This is a genomic window from Tolypothrix campylonemoides VB511288_2 (assembly GCF_045999855.1).
Taxonomy (GTDB): Bacteria; Cyanobacteriota; Cyanobacteriia; order Cyanobacteriales; family Nostocaceae; genus Scytonema; species Scytonema bouteillei_A.
This window is the reverse complement of record NZ_JBFPMW010000002.1, coordinates 342,285-363,082: the sequence shown is the minus strand read 5'-3', so window position 1 is coordinate 363,082 and position 20,798 is coordinate 342,285. Positions and strand designations below refer to the sequence as shown.

Sequence of the window (20,798 nt, the reverse complement as noted above, 5' to 3'; positions counted from 1 at the left end):
CTTGAAAACATTGCTGTGAGGTTGTTAGCTTTAAAATTTCAGACGTCTTAGCTTAACAGGGAGTTGATTCCAATTTCCCCCCTTAAAAAGGGGGGTTAGGGGGGATCGAAAGCGCAAGAACGCACTTTAGAAGACTTGTGTACACTACCGTAGCCAAAACCCGATCGCTCTAGAGGCTAAGAGGGAATTGAGTCTTATCTGAACTGTATTGACCTATGAGAATTTATGGAGTCAATTGTTAGTACAGCACGGCTAAAATAAAGCAACTATTTAGTAACAGGCAAAAAGCCTTCTGTCATCAGACGAGCGTTCGGGGCTACCTTCATGTACTAGTGCATTTTGTAATCCTAGATGAAAAAACATTATGCCTAAAAAAGTTGTGAATTATCTGATTTTGCATTTAACAAGTCTAGTTAGTGGATTATTACTTACAAATGCAACTTTAGTGACAGAAACACAAGCAGTTTTCAACGAGCAGTTAGAGATTGCACCAATGGCTCGAGTCAATTCAGTTTCCCAACTTCTTGATATAGGAGCAAAGGATTGGGAATTTCAAGCAGCACAGTCTTTATTTGAACGTTATGGTTGCACTGAAGGCTATTTTGACAAAACATACAGAGGAAATCAGACTCTAACCCGTTATGAATTTGCTTCTAAATTAAATGTATGTATAGAACAAATTAACAAATTGCTGACTCAGAGTACTGTTAATTTGAGCCAGGAAGAAGATTTAGAAACATGGAAAAAACTGCAAGAGATATTTGCAGCAGAACTTGCTACTTTACAAAGTCGAGTCGCTCGGCTTGAGATGCAGACCACCACTTTGCAGGAACAACAATTTTCTGCTACAACCAAACTCGTTGGCGAAGTTATCTTTGCGCTTACAGATGAATTCAATCAGCCGACTAACAATAATACCGTTTTTCAAGAAAGAGCCCGCTTAAACTTTCAGAGCAGCTTCACGGGAAAAGATAGACTGCATATCAGAATTGCATCTGGTAACGCGAATATCTTTAATTTGACAGGTTATGGAGTTGAAGCAATTCAGACCTTTAACTTCGGAAATACTAACAATACAATCTCTGCTGACTGGATATCCTACTTTTTCCCAATTGGTAAGAACATTCAAGGTTATGTTGCTGCTGTTGGAGGTGTTCATTATGACTATGCTCCCACAGTCAGTTCTTACGTAGAAGGATACGGTAGTGGTAAAGGTTCTCTGTCGGTCTTTGGTCAACGCAATCCTATTTATTTAATTGGGGGTGGTTCTGGAGGTGGAGTCACTTACTCATTCAGTCAAAATTTATTATTATCTACAGGTTATTTAGCAGATAGTTATAATTTATTTGATGGCAATTACGCAGCCTCGGCTCAACTCACTTTTTCGCCAAGTAACCAGTTTTCAATTGGTCTGACTTATATTAATGCATATCGACAATTTGCTATTTTTGATACGGGGAGTAACCTTGCTTCAGTTGGTACTAACTTAGCAAACGGTGGAGGTTTTGATGTTGGTACAGTTCCATCAAAAGTCAATGCTTATGGTGCAGAATTTACGTACAGATTTAACCCTCGATTTACAATTAATGGCTGGTTTTCCTATATAAACGCTCATTTCATGAATCTTGGAACTGGAGATATTTGGACTTATGCACTCACCTTTGCCTTTCCCGATCTTGGTAAAAAAAGTAACTTAGGTGGGATTGTTGTGGGTGTAGAGCCTTATTTGGGGAATGCGAGTCAGTTTGCTGTCAATGCTAAGAATGATGTCCCAATTCATATTGAGGGCTTTTACCAACATCAGATAAATAGTAACATCTCTGTGACTCCCGGTTTGATTTGGATTCTTTCACCAGGACAAAACTCTGAAAATCGTGACTCAATTATCTGTACTCTTAGAACAACCTTTGCGTTTTAATGAAATGGGATAAAAATTATCTATTTCTACAACAACTATGAATGGCTCAGAGGACCTGAAGAGGTATTTGGACGAACAAGGACGGGTAAAAGAATGGCCTTCCAAGCGAAATAGAAGTAGGTTTCAGCAATTGGTTTTAGAGTATTTGGCAAATCAATTTGAGATTGACAGCATTTATTCAGAAAAACAAGTTAACCAATTGCTGAACCAGCATCATACCTTTGGCGATCCGGCTTTGTTAAGGCGGGAGTTATTTGAGCGAGGATTGCTCGATAGAAAGCGAGATGGTTCGGCATACTGGCGTAAAATTCAGAATTGACGGGACCAGTTGCTAGGCCAGCGTTCTACAACAACTTTTGTTTGGGTAAAAAATTCGACAGCGTGGTTGCTTTGACCGTGTAAGTCACCAAAAAAGCTTTCTTTCCAACCGCTAAATGGGAAGAATGCCATTGGTGCTGCAACTCCTATATTGATGCCAATATTACCAGCCTCGGCTTCATAACGAAATTTACGTGCAGCAGCACCGCTTGATGTAAATAAACAAGCCATGTTCCCATATTGACCGCCGTTGACTAGGGCGATCGCTTGCTCAATTGTCTCTACATGAATTAGGCTCAGTACGGGACCAAATATTTCTGTACGGGCAATGTCACCAGATGGATCGACATTTTGTAGAATTGTGGGACGTACAAAGTAACCCCTTTCATAACTTGGTATATTGGGAGACCGTCCATCTACCAGTACTGTTGCTCCTTCATCTGCTCCCTGCTGAATTAAACCCTCAATTCTTGCCTTGCTTTGAGCAGTAATGACGGGTCCCATTTCTATACCGGGGTCTAAACCAGAACCAACAGCACGCTTTTGAGCAGTTTCTGCGATCGCTTCGGTGAAACTCCGACGTGCTTCTCCAACAGTCACAGCAATGGAAGCTGCAAGACAGCGCTGTCCTGCACAACCAAAGGCACTATCAGCAGCAATGCGTGTTGTCATCTCCAAATCTGCATCTGGCAAAACAATCAGTGGATTTTTAGCACCACCTTGGCATTGAACTCGCTTGCCGTTAGTGGCTCCTCTACTATATATATACTTAGCAACTGGTGTAGAACCTACAAAGCTAATCGCTCGAATCTTGGGATGATCTAAAATTGCGTCCACAACTTCTTTGGCACCATTGACTAAGTTAACAACACCTTGAGGCAATCCTGTTTTTTCCAATAATTGAAAAACTTTTTGCATTGTCAGAGGAACTTTTTCTGATGGCTTAACGATGTAAGTATTTCCACAAGCAATGGCATAGGGTAAGAACCAAAAGGGGATCATTCCAGGAAAATTGAACGGAGCAATGACAGCGCACACGCCTAAAGGTTGTCGGATCATCATTTCATCAATACCCCTAGCAATGTCTTCCAAGTTGGTTCCTTGCATCATCATGGGGATTCCACAAGCAACTTCAACATTTTCAATAGCGCGGCGCATTTCACCTTTAGACTCAGCCAAAGTTTTACCGCACTCTAAGGTAATGGTACGAGCCAAGTCTTCAAAGTGTTCTTCTAGTAAATTCTTGAGTTTAAAGAGATACTGTACTCGTTCTGTTGGTGGTGTACGCCGCCAATTTCCAAAAGCCTCTGAGGCTGCTTGGACTGCTTGCTCTACCTCAGAAGCTAGAGAGAGTGGGACTCGAGCCAATACCTCTGCTGTAGCTGGATTAATTACGTCCAAATACTCTGTAGCGTTAGAAGTACACCACTGATTGTTAATGTAATTGGGTAGTGCGATCGCTTTTTCCATCAGTTAAATATTATGTTGCTATGAGTGCAGGATTATGAATATCCTACTGGCAAAGCATTACAGTCAACAATCTAGTTTTGAAACCCGTATTTTGTTTTAGGTGGATGGGTATTGAGCAAAATTGGGGTTTACATTAAAAAATGTTAAAATTAATACTTTAATTATAGATTTTCTACTGGTATGTTGGCTAAATAAATCTCGAATATAATATATATAGTAAGTTTGTCAGACCCCCGTAGAGTAGTGATTTTTTTACACCCCACAACCTTCTAATGATGTTCATAATGAGTGTTGTGCTACCTTGGTATTACTTGTCAAGCAAATTGTTCAACAATTGAGAGGAAAACGTTATCGTAATTCAAAAGCAACTCATCAACTCACAAATCAAGTCACCTCAAGTCTTCTTGATTGACCACGAGAATAACAATCGTGGTTTGACTGATACCCGTGAAGCTCTACAACTAGCTGAGAGCGTAGATCTTGACTTGGTTGTAGTCTCCGAGAGCAAAGATGCTCCAGTGGCGAAGATCCTGAACTATGGCAAGCTTCAGTATCAAAAGAAAAAACGTCAAACACAGAGTGCCAGACCCACGGTTAAGGAAGTTCGTCTTCGTCCAAACATAGGTCTAGCTGATTACAATTTACGCATCAGTCAAGCCAGTCAGTGGTTGAGTAAAGGCGATTCAGTAAAATTTATGATTCGCTTAAGAGGTCGAGAAAATCAATATCGCAGTAACGCCGGAGAATTGCTAGACCGCATTGTAGCGGATCTGAGTTCAGTGGGTAAAGTCCAGTCACTTGATAAACGGTCACTGATTGTTCAAGTCATTCCCGCATAATTTAATTTTTTAGGGATTTCTTTAAGATCCCTTCATCAATGGGCGCTAAATGAGCGATTTGAGTCACGAGCTCAAATCGCTTATCTGTAATTTGAGGATAAAAAAGAAACAGGTGCGAAATCTAGTAACCTCGCACCTCCCAAAGAAAAAATTTTTCCAAAAGGGAATCCTTTGTATTTAAAAATAGGGCAAAAAAATGGAGACTTTGTGAAGCCTTGAAATGCAAGCTTCATCAGGAATTTTAAGTACTGTAGTGAATATAAAAAATCACCCTATTTGGTGAACCAAGTAGGCGATGCTGAAAAAATATAAATTCCATATACTTAGTGTATCAATCTCAAAGGCAAAAACAAGTTTAAGCTAGCAACCAATGCAAGAAAAATAACAGGAGGTAAAAATGGTAAAAACCCAACCTTGTAATTGTGCTAACTGTGGTAAGCGTGTATTTGCTTGGATGATGTCTTTAGATAGAGGGGGTCCATATGATGAAGCTGTACGCGATCGCAAGCAATCCTTATTTGGTAGTCTCAATGGTAATGTTTTAGAAATCGGTCCTGGAACTGGCGTTAACCTAGCTTACTTTCCCAAAAACATCAATTGGATAGGAATTGAGCCGAACCCATTTATGCATTCCTATCTCAAAATAGAAGCTCAAAAACTCAATTTCAACAATATTGAGATCCGTACTGCTAGTTCTGAGCGTATAGATGCAGAAGACAATAGTATGGATGCTGTTGTAAGTACCCTCGTTCTATGTTCCGTTCCCAATTTATATAATACGTTACAGGAAATTTTACGAGTGCTGAAACCGGGCGGACATTTTCTATTTATTGAACACGTTGCTGCACCCCAGGAAACAATGTTGAGAAAGATTCAAAGTACGATTCGTCCTGTATGGAAATTAATAGGAGATGGTTGTTCTCCAGACAGAGAAACTTGGATTGCTTTAGACAATGCCGGATTTTCAAATGTAAATTACGAACATTTTCGCGCTCCTGTTCCTATAGTTAGCCCTCATATTGCAGGAGTAGCAACTAAATAGGAAATTTATAGTTGGGCGATAGACTTCAGCCGAAGCTTACTATTTTTTGGAAATTTTGGAAAGATTGAGCATCGGGTGAGTATTGCCAACCCAAAATGTTATTGACTAACTTTTAACGGTCTTGAGAAGGCGATCGCTTCAAAGTTTGGCTCAAGAATCTTAAGATGGTTTTGGTTGGCTGATGGCTCTAACTGATTGATAATTTCGTTCAATCGGTTAGTGAGAGTTGTAGGACGGTTTCTGCTCATGGTAGTGGACCCTAATACTTGACTGTTGTTGAGAGTGTTTTTACTTACGAAATCTGTTGAATATCAAAATATAAATTCCGCAATCGTAATAACAGTATCTAAAATCTTTTCAAGATATACATAATAAATCTTCTTGAAACGAGTATTTATTCTCCGCATCTATCCGAAGGTTGTTTTCCTTCTTTAATTTTATCTTATCACAGAAAAAGTATTTCTCCGGAAAGAAAGAAAATGAGAAAATCTAAAAAGATTATTTATCCGTATTATTTCTGTGCTTGGAAAGCTTGCAAGATCCCCGTTACATTTTGAGAAAAGCCTCAAATAAATAACTTGTCAATTAAGTGTTCGAGCGTGCTTTAGTATTCCAACTTGCACTTTTTTATAAGCGTTCCTAGGTGTAGTTGAGCTTTAGGGCTAAAGCCCAACTATAAACAAATAGAAGTTTGGCACTATAGCATAAAAACATCCCGTTACGTGCAATTTGCACCATAACGGGATTGTTAAAAAAATTCAGATAAAAAGCTATGCTGATGTTATTGCATAACTACTCAGCAGTCGGCTCTAACAGTTGGATATTCGAGAAAATAAATTCTTGGGTATGGACTTGCTTATCTGCTTCAGTCCGAATCAAGCGGCGATTTAGGATAACATAGTCGCCAACTTTCTCGTACTCATCCTCAAATTCACTTCTTCCTCCCTTTTGTTCCCCTGTTTTTGGGTCGTGGTAAACAGAGTCATATGTGTGGGAGAGGTATCCTTCACCTGTATCGTGACTGCTAAAGGTATTAATAGTTACAACAACACCATGAATGTGTCGGTGGACAAGAGACACCTCATTATTGCGAACTTTATATCTATCTCCTTCCGCCTTACCGCCCATCAAAATCTCTACAGCACCAGTTTCATCAGTCGCACCGTAGCGAAAGGTGTTTGAGCCGTGGGTTTCTTCAAAAGTACGACGAATGCGGTGAATAGCGATTTCCCACAACTGATTGTTCAGAGCTTGGGTGGCTTGTTCGTCTTCTACTTCAAAGACTTCTGCTTTGAGATTAGCGTTGACACGAACTTTACCTGCAAACACTTTCTCACCATGCTTATAGGTTACATCTGCAGTATAGCCAGGGAAATTTTTATCCCAGGTGTAGCGGTTTTCGTAAGCAGCCCGAAAAAGTTCTTGGGCAGAGACTTGTGTTGCGGTCACGGGATTCTCCTATAGTTACTAATTATGTAAGTTTTTACCTTCGCTCCTATCAGCTAGCATAGAAATAATTATTAAGAATGCATAGTCCTCAAGTGGGTACACTTATATTACAATGGCTAACTCTCTTCATGACCTATTTCAGGCGATCGCTAAAGCTCAAAACGAGCAAGAACTACGACTAGCTGTCATGGACACAGTTGGCGAGTACTTTGGTGTGCAGCACTGGGGTATATACCTGTTAGATGACCATAATACGGCTGAGGCTGATATAAAGGTTATCCCAGATGTTTGTTTGGAAAGCAACCCAGTCGGGCAATATGTGGTTGAGCGACACGCTCCAGCCCACGAGGAATTGGTGTTACCCTCGGGAGACTGGAAAAATTTTTGTTCCCGTCACGATCACGAACACGTTATGAGCGGACCAATCGTTTGTGACGGTCGTCTTGTGGGAACGCTGAATTTAACACGTGCTAGCGGTGCTCCAGCCTTTAATGCCAACGATCTTGCAGATCTCAGTGCATTGTGCTTGCACTTATCAGCAAAAATTGCTACCTTACAGGCGCAAGCGAAACCAAAAGCCATCAACTCACCACTAGCCAATCGCCTAACACCACGAGAATTAGAGATTGCTACACTAGTCGCACAGGGGTTAACAAATGCAGAAATTGGTGAAAAACTTTGGATTACACAAAATTCAGTTAAGCAAGCTTTAAAAAGAATGTTTCGCAAGTTAGGAGTCTCAGCACGAACTGAGATGGTGGCAAAGCTACAAAATGTTTTAGCATCAAGCTAAATCCGTTAATCATTAGCTTATTTAATAAGAAGTAATTAGAGGTGGGCAATGCCCACCGTGTCTCTCGGTTCTGTACCCTGCTTTCTCCTTGCCAATCATGGCTGTTCGACCAAACTAACAATTCGCTTTATGACTTGCACAACCTGATACAATTCGTTTTCTCTTGGGTTGGAAAGCGTAAACTTGTTTGATAAAGCATATTGATGAGCCTGCTGATTTAGCTTGAGAAAAATATAGTCTTCACCAGTCATTATCATTCCAAAGACTGGCATTTCTAAGTTGGGGTTTGCCATTATATAGGCTAAAGTTTGCCCCAGAGCTTGCATAATGCTCAAACCATATCTCTTTGATTCAATTAACACTACCCAAATTCTATTTTGTAGCACTAAAGCGTCAATGAATCCTTCTAATAAGGGTTCTTCGCCTCCGTTTTCAATTTCGACTTTGACCAATTCCTCACTCTGAATTTTAAAAGGTGGGTCGCACAAATTTAAGAATTCCAGTAGCGGCGATAGCATAATAATATTGACAGTCCCTTCTGTAATTGAACCGTCTGCAGCATAATAGAGGTAACGTCTCTTCAGCCGATCCAAAAATGTTTTTTCACTAACAGTGAGTTCTGGTAAATCTTCGTACCATTCTGTGAAGAATTCACTATCAGTATTCTGGCTTAAATTGAACTTGGCGTGCGCTTGGTTCAGGTTAGTAATTGCTTTGGTAATCCCAACAGTTTGAATCATAAGTGTAAGGCAGAAAATATACGTATAGTTCCCAGAAAAAGAGAAATTGTAATTCTACATTAATCTCACGGCTCCTGCAGTTACAGTTTGCTCCCAATACTCATCAAAACGCTTCTTTTATCGATGTATCACTCACGCTAGCATAAAAACACACAAAAACACACAAAACTTTTGAAACAACATTTGTAAATAAGCAAAAAACGAAGCACAATCAGGGCTAATGACTAAAAGAACTGATATCAAATCCGTTGGTATCAGAATTATTCCTCTGTCCTCTCCCTCTGCGTCCTCTGCGTCCTCTGCGGTTTTTTAATCATTCAGATGCTACCGGATTTGATATGAATCAGATTTACAATCAGGACAGATGGAATAACAAACATCAAAATGGTGCGTTAAGCAAAAGTTAACGCACCCTGATGGCAAAGGAATCAAAGCTGAATTTATGCGGGATAAATCCGCAGACGCCGATTTGGTTCTTCGCCAAAACTATCGGACTTGAGGCGATAGTGCTCTACCAACTCGTGTTGCATTTTGCGTACTGAGGCAGAACGGGGTAATAATTCGACTGGTTGCCCTTTGGGGATCACAATTTGCTCGACAGCAAGTCTTGCTTCTTCTAGGGCGTCAATCTCATCATCGCTGGCGCTATGCAGAAAGAGTTGCATTTCACGTTCGTCGCCAATCTCGGGATCGTCAAGATTTAGCAAGCGTCGCAGAGCTCTCGTAATCTGCGGCATGGTGCTGGCTTTGATCATGTGGATTGGGACTTGACGGGCTTTCGCCAATTGCCTCAATTTGGCATGGTTTTTGACGTGCGATCGCAACGCCAATATTGCATCAGCACTATCGAGATCTTTTGTCAAGCGTATGGGCAAAGATAGAACCTGAATGACCTGATCTAATTGGCTGCGGCTGACACCATAAGGATATATGTGCAGTGGCAAATCTTCGCCATTAGGTCCGGCATATCTATTTTCAGTATCAAAGCCATCAAATTCATTCAAAGATTCATCCAACAAGCGCTCAAACTCGCTTTTCCCCAAACCATTTTGTGTTTCACTTCCCAGCGAAGGCAGGGGTAGCATTTGACCGGTTGTACGCCAACCGTTGGAAACTCTGGCTGAGGGAGCAAAACTTTCTTCGCTGACTGTTGCGTGCGTGCGACTTGAAAGGGGAATGACTTGGCGGGAAATCACCACCTTCCCCTTCTCATCAACAGTTCTAACCTGCGGGTTGGGTTGACGCCCTCGAAGAAGAGTATCTACTGTCTCCGATACACTTTCGTGTACCACCCAGCGCTCTCGTTCCAACATTTCTACGGCAATTTCAAAAGTCGGAGGGGCTTTTCGTTCCAAAACAGTTTTTTGAGTTCCCCGCCGTCTGGCTTCATCGTCTCCCAGTGTCACAGCCTGGATACCACCCACTAAATCGGAAAGCGTCGGGTTTTTTATCAAGTTTTCAATCTGGTTGCCATGAGCAGTTCCCACTAATTGAACGCCTCGTTCGGCTATGGTACGGGCGGCTAGGGCTTCGAGTTCCGTACCAATTTCATCAATCACGATAACTTCTGGCATGTGGTTCTCCACCGCTTCAATCATCACTTGATGTTGTAGTTCTGGATGAGCCACTTGCATCCGTCGAGATCGCCCAATGGCAGGGTGAGCAACGTCACCATCACCTGCTATTTCGTTAGAGGTATCGATAATCACCACTCTTTTGTGCAGTTCATCAGCCAGAACGCGGGCAATTTCCCGCAAGGCTGTTGTTTTGCCCACACCCGGACGTCCTAGCATGAGAATTGATTTTCCAGTTTCTACTAAATCGCGGATCGTGCCAATTGTTCCGAAGATTGCCCGACCAACGCGACAGGTTAGACCTATAATCTTTCCATTGCGGTTGCGGATGGCACTGATCCGGTGCAGGGTTTGCTCAATTCCTGCCCGATTATCTCCACCAAAAGTTCCCACTCTTTGAATGCAATCATCTATCTGTTCTTGAGTAACGGGTACTTCACTCAGATACTCAGCTGCTGAGGGAAACCGAGCTTCTGGGCGACGACCTAAATCCAAGACTACTTCAACTAAGCTATCTCGTTGTGGATGCTTTTCTAGAGTTTGCCGCAGGTCTTGGGGCAATATATCTAATAATTTTTGGAGATCGTCTGTAATCGTCATGCTTTCTATGGTGACGTTTTTTAGAGATAGCGAGGACATTTCCATAAGTGGGGTTTTCCATCTGGGAAAATGTCACAAAGGCGGATTTCGGGACTAATAGCCCCTATGACCGCGACTTGAGCTGGGAAACGAGGGAATCTGCAAGCTTAACTGCTTGCCAGAGCAAGAATGGTTCTTCTTCTAGGCGCATACTTACTTTGACACTGGCTTGGCTCACCTCCCGTTGTTCTAACTCTTCTAAAATTGGTGACAGCAAGACTCGGGCGTAGCTACCGTATGCGATTCCGGCTATGCTTGGTGACAAGGTAGAGCGGGAAGACAAGGTAGACAAGGTGGAGGGGGAAGACAGGGAAGAAAATTCTACCTTGTCCCCCTTCTCCTCCTTGTCCCTTTCCCTCAACAAGCCCATAGTTCGTAATTTAGCAACAGTATAGCTGTTGGTTCCTCCTGCCAATTGCACATATCCCGGTAATTTTGCTGCCAAAACTTTTTGCCCTAACTTGACGGCTGCTAATGTCGTACCATCGCCAATATCTCCACTCATAGGACGACCATCTGTTTGCCACACTAGGACGCAAGGTAGGGGGCTAATGACTTCATAGAGATTGTGAAGATAGTTAATTAAACCATCACCATCCGGACAGCTAATTGCTACTAACTTCAACCGCTCAACCCAAGGAGCAATGGCTTGCCACAATCTTTTGAATTCTGCCAAACGACCAACATTTGTATGAATTTCTAAGGCATCCACCCCAGTTGACAAGATCAATGGCGCGATCGCTCCCGGTGTTGATACATATGATTTTGTATAAATTATATCATATGGACATATAGGAATGCAACGACCGCAGCCGTAACACTTTTCAGATAAGACTCCCGAAAAGTTGCTGTTTGTGCCATCGAAAACAATTGCTTGGGCCGGACAAATTTTTTCACAGGGGCGATCGCAGTTTGTGGGGCATTGCGTAACATGAAATTCGGCTTTCCGAAAATGCGGGTCTTCGCCATCATTGAGGCTGACCATCAACAGCGGTTTTTTTTCGTACCAGCCAAATCCTTGTTGCTGGGCCGACCTACCCAACTCCGATGCAATTTGCAGCCCCTCCTTAGCTGCAGCAATCACAGACGGATCGGCGGCAACATCTATGCAGTCAGCCCCCGCCAAAGTGTAGGCTAATGTTAAGCTTCGGACTGCAGGCAGATGTTGGAAGCTGGCTCCGCATATGAGCTTGAACCAGTGACCTTCCTCAAGCGAACGTAAAGGGTCTAACAAATGAGTCACAATTCTATTATGCTATGCAATAGAAAAATGTAGAACATTAATTCAAAAAGTCATGACTTGCTAGAGAATCAGTTGCTAAGCTCAGACAGTATTGAGGGCAATTCAGTTATTTGATAAAGATTCTTATCTTTCTCTTCATACTTAGCAATAGTACTTAAGCCAGCTAAAGTTTCTCAGGTTTCCGTGTTCGACATTGTTTCTGGTTGCTCAATTGGTATTTCAATGATAAACTCTGCTCCTTTTCCAACGGAGGAGGAACATTGGATCGATCCTTGGTGTTTGTTTACCACAATTTGATGGCTAATTGATAATCCCAGCCCACTCCCTTTTCCAACAGGTTTTGTTGTAAAAAAGGGATCGAATAAGCGGGATCTCACTGATTCATCCATTCCAGGTCCATTATCAGCAATGCTGATTTTAACTGTTTTGTTGCTTGTGAGTTGAGTGTGAATGCGAATAGTAGGGATGGGAGAGTAAGACAGCCCTAAAGCAGGGGTTTCCCCAGCAGGAGGCTGCGTGTGCGTTTTGCGAGCGGCGTGTCGCGCCTGGGACTCAGCGTCTTTAGAGATACCCGAAGGGTCACTAACAGCTGGGGTAGTCATATTCTCGGTATCGAGTCCTGATTCCCCACTTCCCCGATCCAAAGCATCAATCGCATTACTTATGATATGCATAAACACCTGATTGAGATCGCTAGGATAACAGCTCACCAAGGGCAAACTACTGTATTCTTTTGTAACATTAATGCTGGGACGGTGCCCTGTTTCTTTCAGTCGATGCTGTAACATGACAAGGGTACTATCGATACCTTCATGGATATTGACTGGCTTCATGTCAGCTTCATCAAGTCTTGAAAAGTTTTGTAGTGCCAGTACTATTTGCCGGATGCGATCGGCACCCCTGTACATGGCACCCATTAACTTTCTCACATCATTCATCAAAAAATTTAAGTCTATATCCTGAACTGTTCGCTGAATTTTTGGTGTTTGGTTCGGATACTCTTGGTTATAAACTTCCACTACGTCAATTAACTGTTGTACGTACTGACTAACATATTCAATATTTCCGTAAATTAAACTGATGGGGTTGTTAACTTCGTGGGCAATTCCAGCAACCAACTGTCCCAATGCTGCCATTTTCTCATTTTGAATCTGCTTGACTTGGGCAACTTTTAATTCGTCAAGAGTATTGTGTAGCAATAAATTCTGTTCTTTTAGTTTATGTTGTAGAAAACGTAAATTTATTTGATTTTCAATCCGCAATAAAACTTCTGCTCCATGGAAAGGTTTAGTGATATAGTCTACACCTCCAACATCAAAAGCTTTTACTTTATCTAATACATCATCCAAAGCACTAATAAAAATTACGGGAATATCATAAGTTTTTTCATCAACTTTGAGTTGCTTGCACACCTCATACCCATCCATACCAGGCATATTAATATCAAGCAGAATAACATCAGGCAAAACCATCTGACAGGCAGTTAATGCCATTTTACCATTTAAAGCCTTACGAACTTCATAACCTTGTGCTGTTAGCATTGCAGATAACAGACGTAGGTTATCTGGTGTATCATCAACAACTAAAATATTGCCTTTGTATTCTTGATTTAAATGCATTTTTTAAAAATTAGTCTTTTAACGATTGGACGAGCCAACACTTTTTTCCGAGCAACTTTTATAAAATTGTCAGAAAACAATCGATTGAAAAAAGGTAAGCGATAAGAAATTATGTGGGAGTTGGTTTGGGTAAGGCTTTCTCAATTTAATAGTAAAATCACACAGCACTTTACCGCGTAATTTTATCCTATAATCACTCCTTTGTGCTACTCTTGATTCAAAGAACCCTCCTCTTCTGAGATATAGTGCTTATTCCAACATTTGATTTCTCCCGCGATCGAAAGATTTCCAGAGCAATTTTTTCGAGCTACAGGCACGCAAGCACAATATCCGTTACGTCCCTGTAGTTTTGCTTGGTAGAGAGCCTTGTCACTAGCCGCAATGAGGGTTTCAGGTAAAGATGGATTCACGGGAACTTTAGTTGCTATACCCATACTTAGAGTAATATAGTTTTTCACGAAAGATGAGGAATGGGTAATTTTTAGTTCTTTTACCCGTAACCTAACATTTTCAGCCACTCGCACTGCTCCATGAAAATTGGTGTTGGGTAAAACAACTGCGAACTCTTCTCCTCCATAACGAGCGACCAAATCAGCAGGACGTCTGACGGCATAGCGAATAGCCCGAGCGACCTTCCTCAAACAATCATCACCAGCTATGTGACCGTAAGTATCATTGTAAGATTTAAAACAGTCTATATCGCACAAAATAAAAGAAAGCGGTAGCTGTTCTCGTGCTGAGCGTTGCCATTCCCGTTGCAAGTAATCATCTAAAAAACGGCGGTTAGAAACTTGTGTTAAGCTGTCTACCCAAATCAACTCTCGCAGTTTGTCGTTAGCTGCTTGTAAGGCAGATTCAACTTGAAGGCGTTTTTCTATTTCTAATAATAGCAAAGCATTTTGCTCGGAAAGCTTTTGGTTGGTTTCTCGAAGTTCCCTCTGCAATCTTTGAATAGTCAGTTGATTTTGTACCCGTGCAATGACCTCTTCAAACTGAAATGGTTTGGTGATGTAGTCCGCACCACCAACTTTAATTCCTTTGACTTTGTCCAAGACATCATCTAAGATACTGATGAAAATTACAGGAATATTGCAGTTTGATGGATCGGCTTTTAATCTTTTGCACACCTCATAGCCATCCATTTCAGGCATATTAATATCTAGTAAAATAAGATCTGGTGGCAAAGTTTTGACTGCAGTTAAAGCCATTTGCCCGTTAAGAGCTTTACGAACTTGATATCCCTCTTTAGCTAAAATAGTTGATAATACACGCAAATTATCAAGCTGGTCATCAACTATAAGAATATTGCCATAATTAGACGTTGATGGATCTTGATTCATATGTTGTCCTTTGATTTACCATTGAGGTACTGCGGCAATCAGTTCTAGAGCTAACTCTGGGTCTATGGCTTTAGAAAATAGATAACCTTGAGCAAGATCGCAGTTCATGCTCTGTAGATGAGTTAATTGTTCGGGAGTTTCTACACCTTCTGCGATCGCATTCATTCCCATAGAATGGGCAATGCCAATCGTAGCAGATACAAGTCCCATGTTTTCTTGATTTTCCTGCATTCGTTGGACAAAGGATTTGTCAATTTTAAGGGTATGAAAAGGAAAGCTGTGTAAGTAACTCAATGAGGAGTATCCAGTCCCAAAATCATCCATAATTAACCTAATTTTCCTGTCTTGTAACTGCTGAAGAATTATTTTCAGTGTCTCAGTATTTTCCATGATGACACTTTCTGTAATTTCTAGCTGCAAACAGGCAGGATTGACTTGAGTTTCATTCAAAATTTTGTCAACTACTGCTACAATATCAATATGGGAAAACAAGCCTGCTGACAAATTCACGCTCATTGTCAGAGAAGTCTCTGTTTTTGGATGATTTTGCCAAATGTGTAATTGATGGCAAGCTGAGTGTAAAACCCAAGTGTCAATAGCACCAATCAAACCTGTTTCTTCTGCTATGGGTACAAACACGGTAGGGGGAATTATCCCGTGAGTGGGATGCAGCCAGCGTACAAGGGCTTCAAATCCAGATATTCTACCTGTTTTTAGGGAAACGATTGGTTGATATTGAACAAAAAACTCTTGTCGTTCTACTGCTACTCTCAAATCGTGCTCGAGTTGCAAAAGCTGCATGGCTTCCTGATGCATTACGGGATCGAAGACGTGATATCTCGCTTTTCCCAAAGCCTTTGCACGGTACATTGCCGTATCTGCATCCCTTAATAGATATTCTGGCTGTTCGTACCGGGTGTCGCCCCAGATAATACCAATACTGGCATTAATAAAGACTTCATGTCTGGATAATTGAAAAGCTACTGATAATTGCTGTAAAACACTCTCAGCAGCACTAATAGCCATACTTATATCTGTAATGTTTTCTAAAAGAATCGCAAACTCATCACCACCAAATCGTGCAAATGTATGTTTGGAATTAAGGGATGCTTGTAAGCGACGAGCGATGGCAATTAGCAATTCATCCCCAACAAAATGACCGAGAGAGTCATTGACAATTTTAAAGCGATCGCAATCTAAAAAAAGTACCGCAAATCCATAATCTGGCTCAATTTTTGCACGTTGAAGTGCTTGCTGCATTTTTTTAATAAACAGAGTGCGATTGGGTAGCTTAGTTAGAGAATCATGCAATGCCATGTCAAGGAGCTTGCTTTGCAGGTGTTTGCGTCTCTTTATTTCCTGCTGTAACTTTTTGACAGATGTTTCTAGCTCGCTTGTACGCTCTTTAACTTTATTTTCTAACTCGCTATTGAGTTTCAAAATTTGTTTTTGCGCTGTTCTCAAAGCCAGTTGATTTTGTACGCGTACAATAAGTTCTTCCACTTCAAAGGGTTTGGTAATATAATCCACACCACCCACACTAAAAGCTTTGACTTTGTCAAACACGTCCCCCAACGCACTCATAAAAATGATTGGAATATCGGCTGTGATATCTAAAGTTTTCAACCTCTGACAAACTTCATATCCGTCCACATCTGGCATCATAATGTCCAGTAAAATTAAATCGGGCAACACAGTTGTACAAGCCATGACAGCCATTTGCCAGTTCAGTGCTTTGCGAACACCATATCCTTGCTTCGTAAGAATGGATGACAAAACACGCAGATTATCCGCTGTATCATCAATAATTAAGATATCTTTTTGATTCGTATCTCTATTCAAAACTAATTTTTCGTAACTCATAGGAGTGTCACTCTAGGCTGTTACTTAATTGTCTCAACTCATCATAATTTACCGAATCCCAGAAAACCCGGAAGTCTCTATGAAGAAAAGAAGAAAGGCAAAGGCAAGAAGCCATAAGCTAAGAATTCTTTAACTTGTACAGTCTCGGTCAATCTCACGCTTGTAGAACGAGCGTCCTCACCCGTTATCAAAGTGTATTCTTATCAGCGCAACAGATAAACGGCTTATTATGAAAAAACCCAAGTTTTTCCTTTAAAACTTGGGTAAAATTCTGAACTGTTAGTTAGGGAGCAATTGTCAGATTATGTAGTTTGGGGAGTGTAGGAGCGAGATCGCCCTTCCTACAGTCATACAAGTACCACAAGAATATAGCGTGGTTCTGGATCTTGACATCTATTAGGTGTTTTACTACTAACCACTAATTTTTATATAACTGTTTTTTATCGATTCCCCCAATTTGATTGAGAGGCCAAAAGCGAAGTACTGCACGACCAATAATATTTTCACGAGGAACAACACCCCAACAACGGCTATCGTAACTGCTGTTACGGTTATCTCCCAATACTAAGTATGAATCATTTGGTATCGTAACGGGTTGAGATAGGAAAGGAGGTTGCTGACCGGACGTACAAACGTCAACAACAGTACGCTGACCCTCTGTCAAGTACTGTTGCTCTGGTAAAGGGTTACCATTAATGTAGACTTTGCCGCTCTTAAGTTCTACCTTTTCCCCAGGTAGGGCAATGACTCGCTTGATAAAGGCATCTTGATATTGTTCTTTTTGTAACTCTTTTGTAGGAGAAAATACTACAATATCGCCTCGTTTGGGCTCAGAAAATTTATAGCCTAATTTATCTACGATAATTTTGTCTGCTTCCCACTGATTCGGGGAACCGTGTAAAGTTGGTTCCATAGAGCCAGAGGGAATCCAACGTGCTTCAGCAACAAAGGTACGAATTCCCAAGGCGAGAACAACACTTAAGACAATTGTCCTACCTAGTTCTGCGATCCACGAATTATTGGGCTGTTGATGGCTAGAGTTGTTATCAGACACTTGATTTTGCATGAAAGTACTAGAGTGATAGCTTATAAAAAGCAGGGGATCTGATTTATCCGAGCTATGATGTTGTATTGATTTATCTTAACTTTACAAAAAGAAAGAGGGTAGAAAGAAACAAATTCATATAGTAACGCATAGTTTAAGAAATATTAACTTTTTTGTAACGAAGAAAACAATACTCCCGCTCATAGTTCAACCAAGTTTAACCTATATGGATGGAAATCTGTCACGCTTAGCTCTTGTTATAGCCCAGTTGACCGCTTCTAAAAAGTTACAAACCCATGCCAATTACCGCAAGCAGTTTGCTCATTCGTCGCGCTCGCATTGTTTTACCTACTGGTGAATTGCTAGTTGGTGATGTGTTGACGAGCGATCGCACAATCGTTGAGGTGGCTCCAGAAATTACAAAGGCAACCCCAACCACAGAAATTGACGCAGAAGGGTTAACTTTGTTGCCAGGAGTCATCGATCCGCAAGTACATTTCCGGGAACCGGGACTCGAATATAAGGAAGACTTATTTACAGCGAGTTGTGCTTGTGCTAGGGGGGGGGTAACTTCATTTTTAGAAATGCCAAATACACGCCCTCCAACAATTAGCCAGTACGCTCTAGATGACAAGTTACAGCGAGCATCTCAAAAGAGCTTGGTGAATTATGGCTTTTTTATAGGCGCAACAGCAGATAACCTTCCAGATATACTATTGGCAAAGCCGACACCAGGAATCAAAATTTTTATGGGGTCGATGCACGGTTCATTACTAGTTGACCAAGATGCTGCATTAGAAGCCATTTTTGCCAAAGGATCTCGGTTAATTGCTGTTCACGCAGAAGACCAAGCCAGAATAAAACAGCGAAGAGAAGAATTTGCTGGTATTCATGACCCCGCAATTCATTCTCAAATTCAAGATAACCAAGCAGCATTACTCGCAACTCAACAGGCATTAAAACTTTCTAAAAAATATCAACGTCGCTTGCACATTCTGCATATGTCAACAGCAGAAGAAGCAGAGCTGTTGCTTCAAGACAAACCAACTTGGGTGACAGCAGAAGTCACGCCGCAGCACTTGTTATTAAATACAGATGCTTACGCCAAAATAGGAACAAGAGCGCAAATGAACCCGCCTTTGCGATCGCATCACGATAACGAAGTTCTTTGGCAAGCCCTACGGGATGGTACCATCGATTTCATTGCCACAGACCATGCCCCACACACTTTAGAAGAAAAAGCACAAGAATACCCCAAAACTCCCTCTGGAATGCCCGGAGTAGAAACTTCCCTGCCTTTAATGCTAACGGCTGCAGCAGATGGGAAATGTACTGTTGCTCAAGTGGCAAACTGGATGTCTCAAGCTGTAGCTAAAGCATATTCTATTCCCAATAAAGGAGCGATCGCACCCGGTTACGATGCCGATTTAGTCTTAGTGGATTTGAACACTTACCATCCGGTACGCCCTGAAGAACTATTAACTAAGTGCGGTTGGAGCCCTTTTGAAGGTTGGAACCTAACAGGATGGCCCGTTGTGACGATTGTAGGCGGTCAAATTGTTTATGAGAAGGGCAAGTTGCACACAGAGGTAAGAGGTCAAGCTTTAACTTTTAATCAATAGTTAGCAATCGGTTGTTCGTAATTAGTGATTGGGGGACATAGGACATAGGCGATACCCGAAGGCTGTTCGCGTATAGCCCCCCTTACGGGCATAGCCCAAAGGCATCGCGGAGCGTGTGCAAGGCACATAGCGTCTGTGCTCCTGAGATACAAGGGAGGGAAGAGAGTTTGTATAGCCGCGATTGCGAACATCGCTTGGTATTTTTACACAATTGGGATGCTCTCGTTTTTGGCGCTCACGTATCAGTAAAACCTTTAAGAAACTGTTCGCAGTTAACATTTTCTGATACGTAAGTGTAATTTATAGAGATTTCATGAAATCTTGATAAAAAGCTACTGAGTATTTGTTTACATAAGCAAAGGTACCAGTTAGTAACACTACTGGTGAAATTTCTACTTACGGAGAATATTTGTAAACAATACTTGGTAAAAAAAATGACAATGCTAGCTAATTACACTGACGAACGTGGAAGTGGCAGAATTGACCAGCATATATGTGCGGGCAATAGTATGACAGAAAACCAGCCCCTTGCTTGGATTCTCATACCCACAGCAAAAAAGGCTGGCGTTGCTTGGTTTGAGTCCTTTTCTGACAATTAAGTAAGAGTAGGTACAACAATATAGCTAACTTGTAACTCGAGGTTTTTAGTAAAAACACTCACTAGATTCCATCGCGAATTACAAATTAGCTCCCAACGGCTCTTGCGGAATCATACAATTGTGTGTTGCGATCGCGGCTTGACGACTGTCCTCATTCCCATAGGTCAGGTGAACTATTATATAGCGATCTGGCTTATAGGGCAATCGTTCAGCCCACTCAATTGCCACAATTCCTGGCGTGACCTCAATACCTTCCCAATAAGTTTCCAAATTTAAAGCAATCACTTCCTTTGGTTCTAAGCGATATAGATCGAGGTGATATAGAGGGAGGCGTCCTTCCGCATACTCATTAATCAGGGTAAAAGTGGGGCTAACAATAGGTACGGGGATGCCCAAACCTTCACCTAGACCTTGCACTAGGGTTGTTTTGCCTGCACCTAAATCGCCCTGTAGTAGAATAACGCTCCGGGCGTCTAAACATTGACCGAGTGCAATACCGAGTTTGCGTGTTGCCTGAGTATCTGGTAAAGAGATATTCATAAATGGTTAATGGCTAATGGCTAATAGCTAATGGCTAATGGTGAGTCCAGTCCTGCAGGCGGGTTTCCCGCCGTAGGGAACTGGCGAACCCGAAGGGCTAATGGCTAATGGCTAATAGCTAATAGCTAATGGCTAACCACTAACC

The 20,798-nt window shown here is 41.6% G+C and carries 18 protein-coding genes; 7 read left to right on the top strand and 11 right to left on the bottom strand.

The window, feature by feature from the left end:
• Window positions 1-364: 364 nt before the first annotated feature.
• Together AB0756_RS05960 and AB0756_RS05955 are read left to right on the top strand one after the other, a co-directional pair.
• Entirely contained in the window at window positions 365-1,918 is a 1,554-nt protein-coding gene (locus tag AB0756_RS05960) for an iron uptake porin (protein ID WP_050046327.1), read from the top strand.
• A gap of 37 nt (window positions 1,919-1,955) precedes the next feature.
• Entirely contained in the window at window positions 1,956-2,237 is a 282-nt protein-coding gene (locus AB0756_RS05955; protein ID WP_038072994.1) for a DUF2087 domain-containing protein, read from the top strand.
• On the opposite strand, the gene AB0756_RS05950 is transcribed toward AB0756_RS05955, so the two are convergent.
• Window positions 2,228-3,706: a CoA-acylating methylmalonate-semialdehyde dehydrogenase gene (locus AB0756_RS05950; protein ID WP_038072995.1), complete on the bottom strand. Its 1,479-nt coding sequence runs from the start codon at window positions 3,704-3,706 to the stop codon at window positions 2,228-2,230. The genes AB0756_RS05955 and AB0756_RS05950 overlap by 10 nt on opposite strands.
• Window positions 3,707-4,056: 350 nt before the next feature.
• On the opposite strand from AB0756_RS05950, the gene infC reads away from it, so the two are divergent.
• Together infC and AB0756_RS05940 are read left to right on the top strand one after the other, a co-directional pair.
• The gene (gene infC / locus AB0756_RS05945) at window positions 4,057-4,545 is read left to right on the top strand and encodes a translation initiation factor IF-3 (RefSeq protein ID WP_137986461.1); all 489 of its coding nucleotides are present in this window, start codon (window positions 4,057-4,059) and stop codon (window positions 4,543-4,545) included.
• 397 nt (window positions 4,546-4,942) lie between these two features.
• Entirely contained in the window at window positions 4,943-5,587 is a 645-nt protein-coding gene (locus AB0756_RS05940; protein WP_038072997.1) for a class I SAM-dependent methyltransferase, read from the top strand.
• Between the two features lie 98 nt (window positions 5,588-5,685).
• Here AB0756_RS05940 and AB0756_RS05935 read toward each other — a convergent pair whose 3' ends face one another.
• Together AB0756_RS05935 and AB0756_RS05930 are read right to left on the bottom strand one after the other, a co-directional pair.
• The gene (locus AB0756_RS05935) at window positions 5,686-5,835 is read right to left on the bottom strand and encodes a hypothetical protein (RefSeq protein WP_153021522.1); all 150 of its coding nucleotides are present in this window, start codon (window positions 5,833-5,835) and stop codon (window positions 5,686-5,688) included.
• 544 nt (window positions 5,836-6,379) lie between these two features.
• Complete coding sequence (locus AB0756_RS05930) at window positions 6,380-7,036, bottom strand: DUF3386 domain-containing protein (RefSeq protein ID WP_038072998.1); 657 nt, start codon at window positions 7,034-7,036, stop codon at window positions 6,380-6,382.
• 112 nt (window positions 7,037-7,148) lie between these two features.
• On the opposite strand from AB0756_RS05930, the gene AB0756_RS05925 reads away from it, so the two are divergent.
• On the top strand, window positions 7,149-7,829 hold the full coding sequence (locus tag AB0756_RS05925) for a LuxR C-terminal-related transcriptional regulator (protein WP_038072999.1): 681 nt from the start codon (window positions 7,149-7,151) through the stop codon (window positions 7,827-7,829).
• A gap of 95 nt (window positions 7,830-7,924) precedes the next feature.
• On the opposite strand, the gene AB0756_RS05920 is transcribed toward AB0756_RS05925, so the two are convergent.
• From AB0756_RS05920 to lepB, 7 genes are all read right to left on the bottom strand, one after another.
• Window positions 7,925-8,569 (bottom strand): type I restriction endonuclease subunit R, encoded by a 645-nt coding sequence (locus AB0756_RS05920; protein WP_038073000.1) that lies wholly within the window; start codon window positions 8,567-8,569, stop codon window positions 7,925-7,927.
• A gap of 440 nt (window positions 8,570-9,009) precedes the next feature.
• On the bottom strand, window positions 9,010-10,743 hold the full coding sequence (locus AB0756_RS05915) for a R3H domain-containing nucleic acid-binding protein (RefSeq protein WP_038073001.1): 1,734 nt from the start codon (window positions 10,741-10,743) through the stop codon (window positions 9,010-9,012).
• Window positions 10,744-10,846: 103 nt separating this feature from the next.
• Window positions 10,847-12,025: a circadian clock protein LdpA gene (gene ldpA, locus AB0756_RS05910; RefSeq protein ID WP_038073010.1), complete on the bottom strand. Its 1,179-nt coding sequence runs from the start codon at window positions 12,023-12,025 to the stop codon at window positions 10,847-10,849.
• A 173-nt stretch (window positions 12,026-12,198) separates the two neighbouring features.
• Window positions 12,199-13,644, bottom strand: coding sequence for a hybrid sensor histidine kinase/response regulator (locus tag AB0756_RS05905; protein ID WP_038073012.1), 1,446 nt, complete (start codon window positions 13,642-13,644; stop codon window positions 12,199-12,201).
• A 206-nt stretch (window positions 13,645-13,850) separates the two neighbouring features.
• The gene (locus tag AB0756_RS05900; RefSeq protein WP_038073015.1) at window positions 13,851-14,984 is read right to left on the bottom strand and encodes a diguanylate cyclase domain-containing protein; all 1,134 of its coding nucleotides are present in this window, start codon (window positions 14,982-14,984) and stop codon (window positions 13,851-13,853) included.
• A gap of 15 nt (window positions 14,985-14,999) precedes the next feature.
• Window positions 15,000-16,847, bottom strand: a complete 1,848-nt coding sequence (locus AB0756_RS05895) for a two-component system response regulator (RefSeq protein WP_038073017.1) — start codon at window positions 16,845-16,847, stop codon at window positions 15,000-15,002.
• Window positions 16,848-17,265: 418 nt separating this feature from the next.
• On the bottom strand, window positions 17,266-17,913 hold the full coding sequence (gene lepB, locus AB0756_RS05890; protein ID WP_038073019.1) for a signal peptidase I: 648 nt from the start codon (window positions 17,911-17,913) through the stop codon (window positions 17,266-17,268).
• 275 nt (window positions 17,914-18,188) lie between these two features.
• Here lepB and AB0756_RS05885 point away from each other — a divergent pair, with 275 nt between their 5' ends.
• Window positions 18,189-19,514: a dihydroorotase gene (locus AB0756_RS05885; RefSeq protein WP_038073021.1), complete on the top strand. Its 1,326-nt coding sequence runs from the start codon at window positions 18,189-18,191 to the stop codon at window positions 19,512-19,514.
• 434 nt (window positions 19,515-19,948) lie between these two features.
• Window positions 19,949-20,113 (top strand): hypothetical protein, encoded by a 165-nt coding sequence (locus AB0756_RS05880; RefSeq protein WP_153021521.1) that lies wholly within the window; start codon window positions 19,949-19,951, stop codon window positions 20,111-20,113.
• 78 nt (window positions 20,114-20,191) lie between these two features.
• Here the strand turns inward: AB0756_RS05880 and tsaE are convergent, their stop codons facing one another.
• Window positions 20,192-20,653 (bottom strand): tRNA (adenosine(37)-N6)-threonylcarbamoyltransferase complex ATPase subunit type 1 TsaE, encoded by a 462-nt coding sequence (gene tsaE, locus AB0756_RS05875; protein WP_038073026.1) that lies wholly within the window; start codon window positions 20,651-20,653, stop codon window positions 20,192-20,194.
• Window positions 20,654-20,798 lie beyond the last annotated feature (145 nt).

Bases quoted from the DNA above. Each gene is read 5' to 3' on its own strand.
- AB0756_RS05960 (WP_050046327.1), top strand. From the start codon at position 365: ATGCCTAAAAAAGTTGTGAATTATCTGATTTTGCATTTAACAAGTCTA.
- AB0756_RS05955 (WP_038072994.1), top strand. From the start codon at position 1,956: ATGAATGGCTCAGAGGACCTGAAGAGGTATTTGGACGAACAAGGACGG.
- AB0756_RS05950 (WP_038072995.1), bottom strand. From the start codon at position 3,706: ATGGAAAAAGCGATCGCACTACCCAATTACATTAACAATCAGTGGTGT.
- AB0756_RS05940 (WP_038072997.1), top strand. From the start codon at position 4,943: ATGGTAAAAACCCAACCTTGTAATTGTGCTAACTGTGGTAAGCGTGTA.
- AB0756_RS05935 (WP_153021522.1), bottom strand. From the start codon at position 5,835: ATGAGCAGAAACCGTCCTACAACTCTCACTAACCGATTGAACGAAATT.
- AB0756_RS05925 (WP_038072999.1), top strand. From the start codon at position 7,149: ATGGCTAACTCTCTTCATGACCTATTTCAGGCGATCGCTAAAGCTCAA.
- AB0756_RS05920 (WP_038073000.1), bottom strand. From the start codon at position 8,569: ATGATTCAAACTGTTGGGATTACCAAAGCAATTACTAACCTGAACCAA.
- AB0756_RS05915 (WP_038073001.1), bottom strand. From the start codon at position 10,743: ATGACGATTACAGACGATCTCCAAAAATTATTAGATATATTGCCCCAA.
- AB0756_RS05905 (WP_038073012.1), bottom strand. From the start codon at position 13,644: ATGCATTTAAATCAAGAATACAAAGGCAATATTTTAGTTGTTGATGAT.
- AB0756_RS05900 (WP_038073015.1), bottom strand. From the start codon at position 14,984: ATGAATCAAGATCCATCAACGTCTAATTATGGCAATATTCTTATAGTT.
- AB0756_RS05895 (WP_038073017.1), bottom strand. From the start codon at position 16,847: ATGAGTTACGAAAAATTAGTTTTGAATAGAGATACGAATCAAAAAGAT.
- lepB (WP_038073019.1), bottom strand. From the start codon at position 17,913: ATGCAAAATCAAGTGTCTGATAACAACTCTAGCCATCAACAGCCCAAT.
- AB0756_RS05885 (WP_038073021.1), top strand. From the start codon at position 18,189: ATGCCAATTACCGCAAGCAGTTTGCTCATTCGTCGCGCTCGCATTGTT.
- AB0756_RS05880 (WP_153021521.1), top strand. From the start codon at position 19,949: ATGACAATGCTAGCTAATTACACTGACGAACGTGGAAGTGGCAGAATT.
- tsaE (WP_038073026.1), bottom strand. From the start codon at position 20,653: ATGAATATCTCTTTACCAGATACTCAGGCAACACGCAAACTCGGTATT.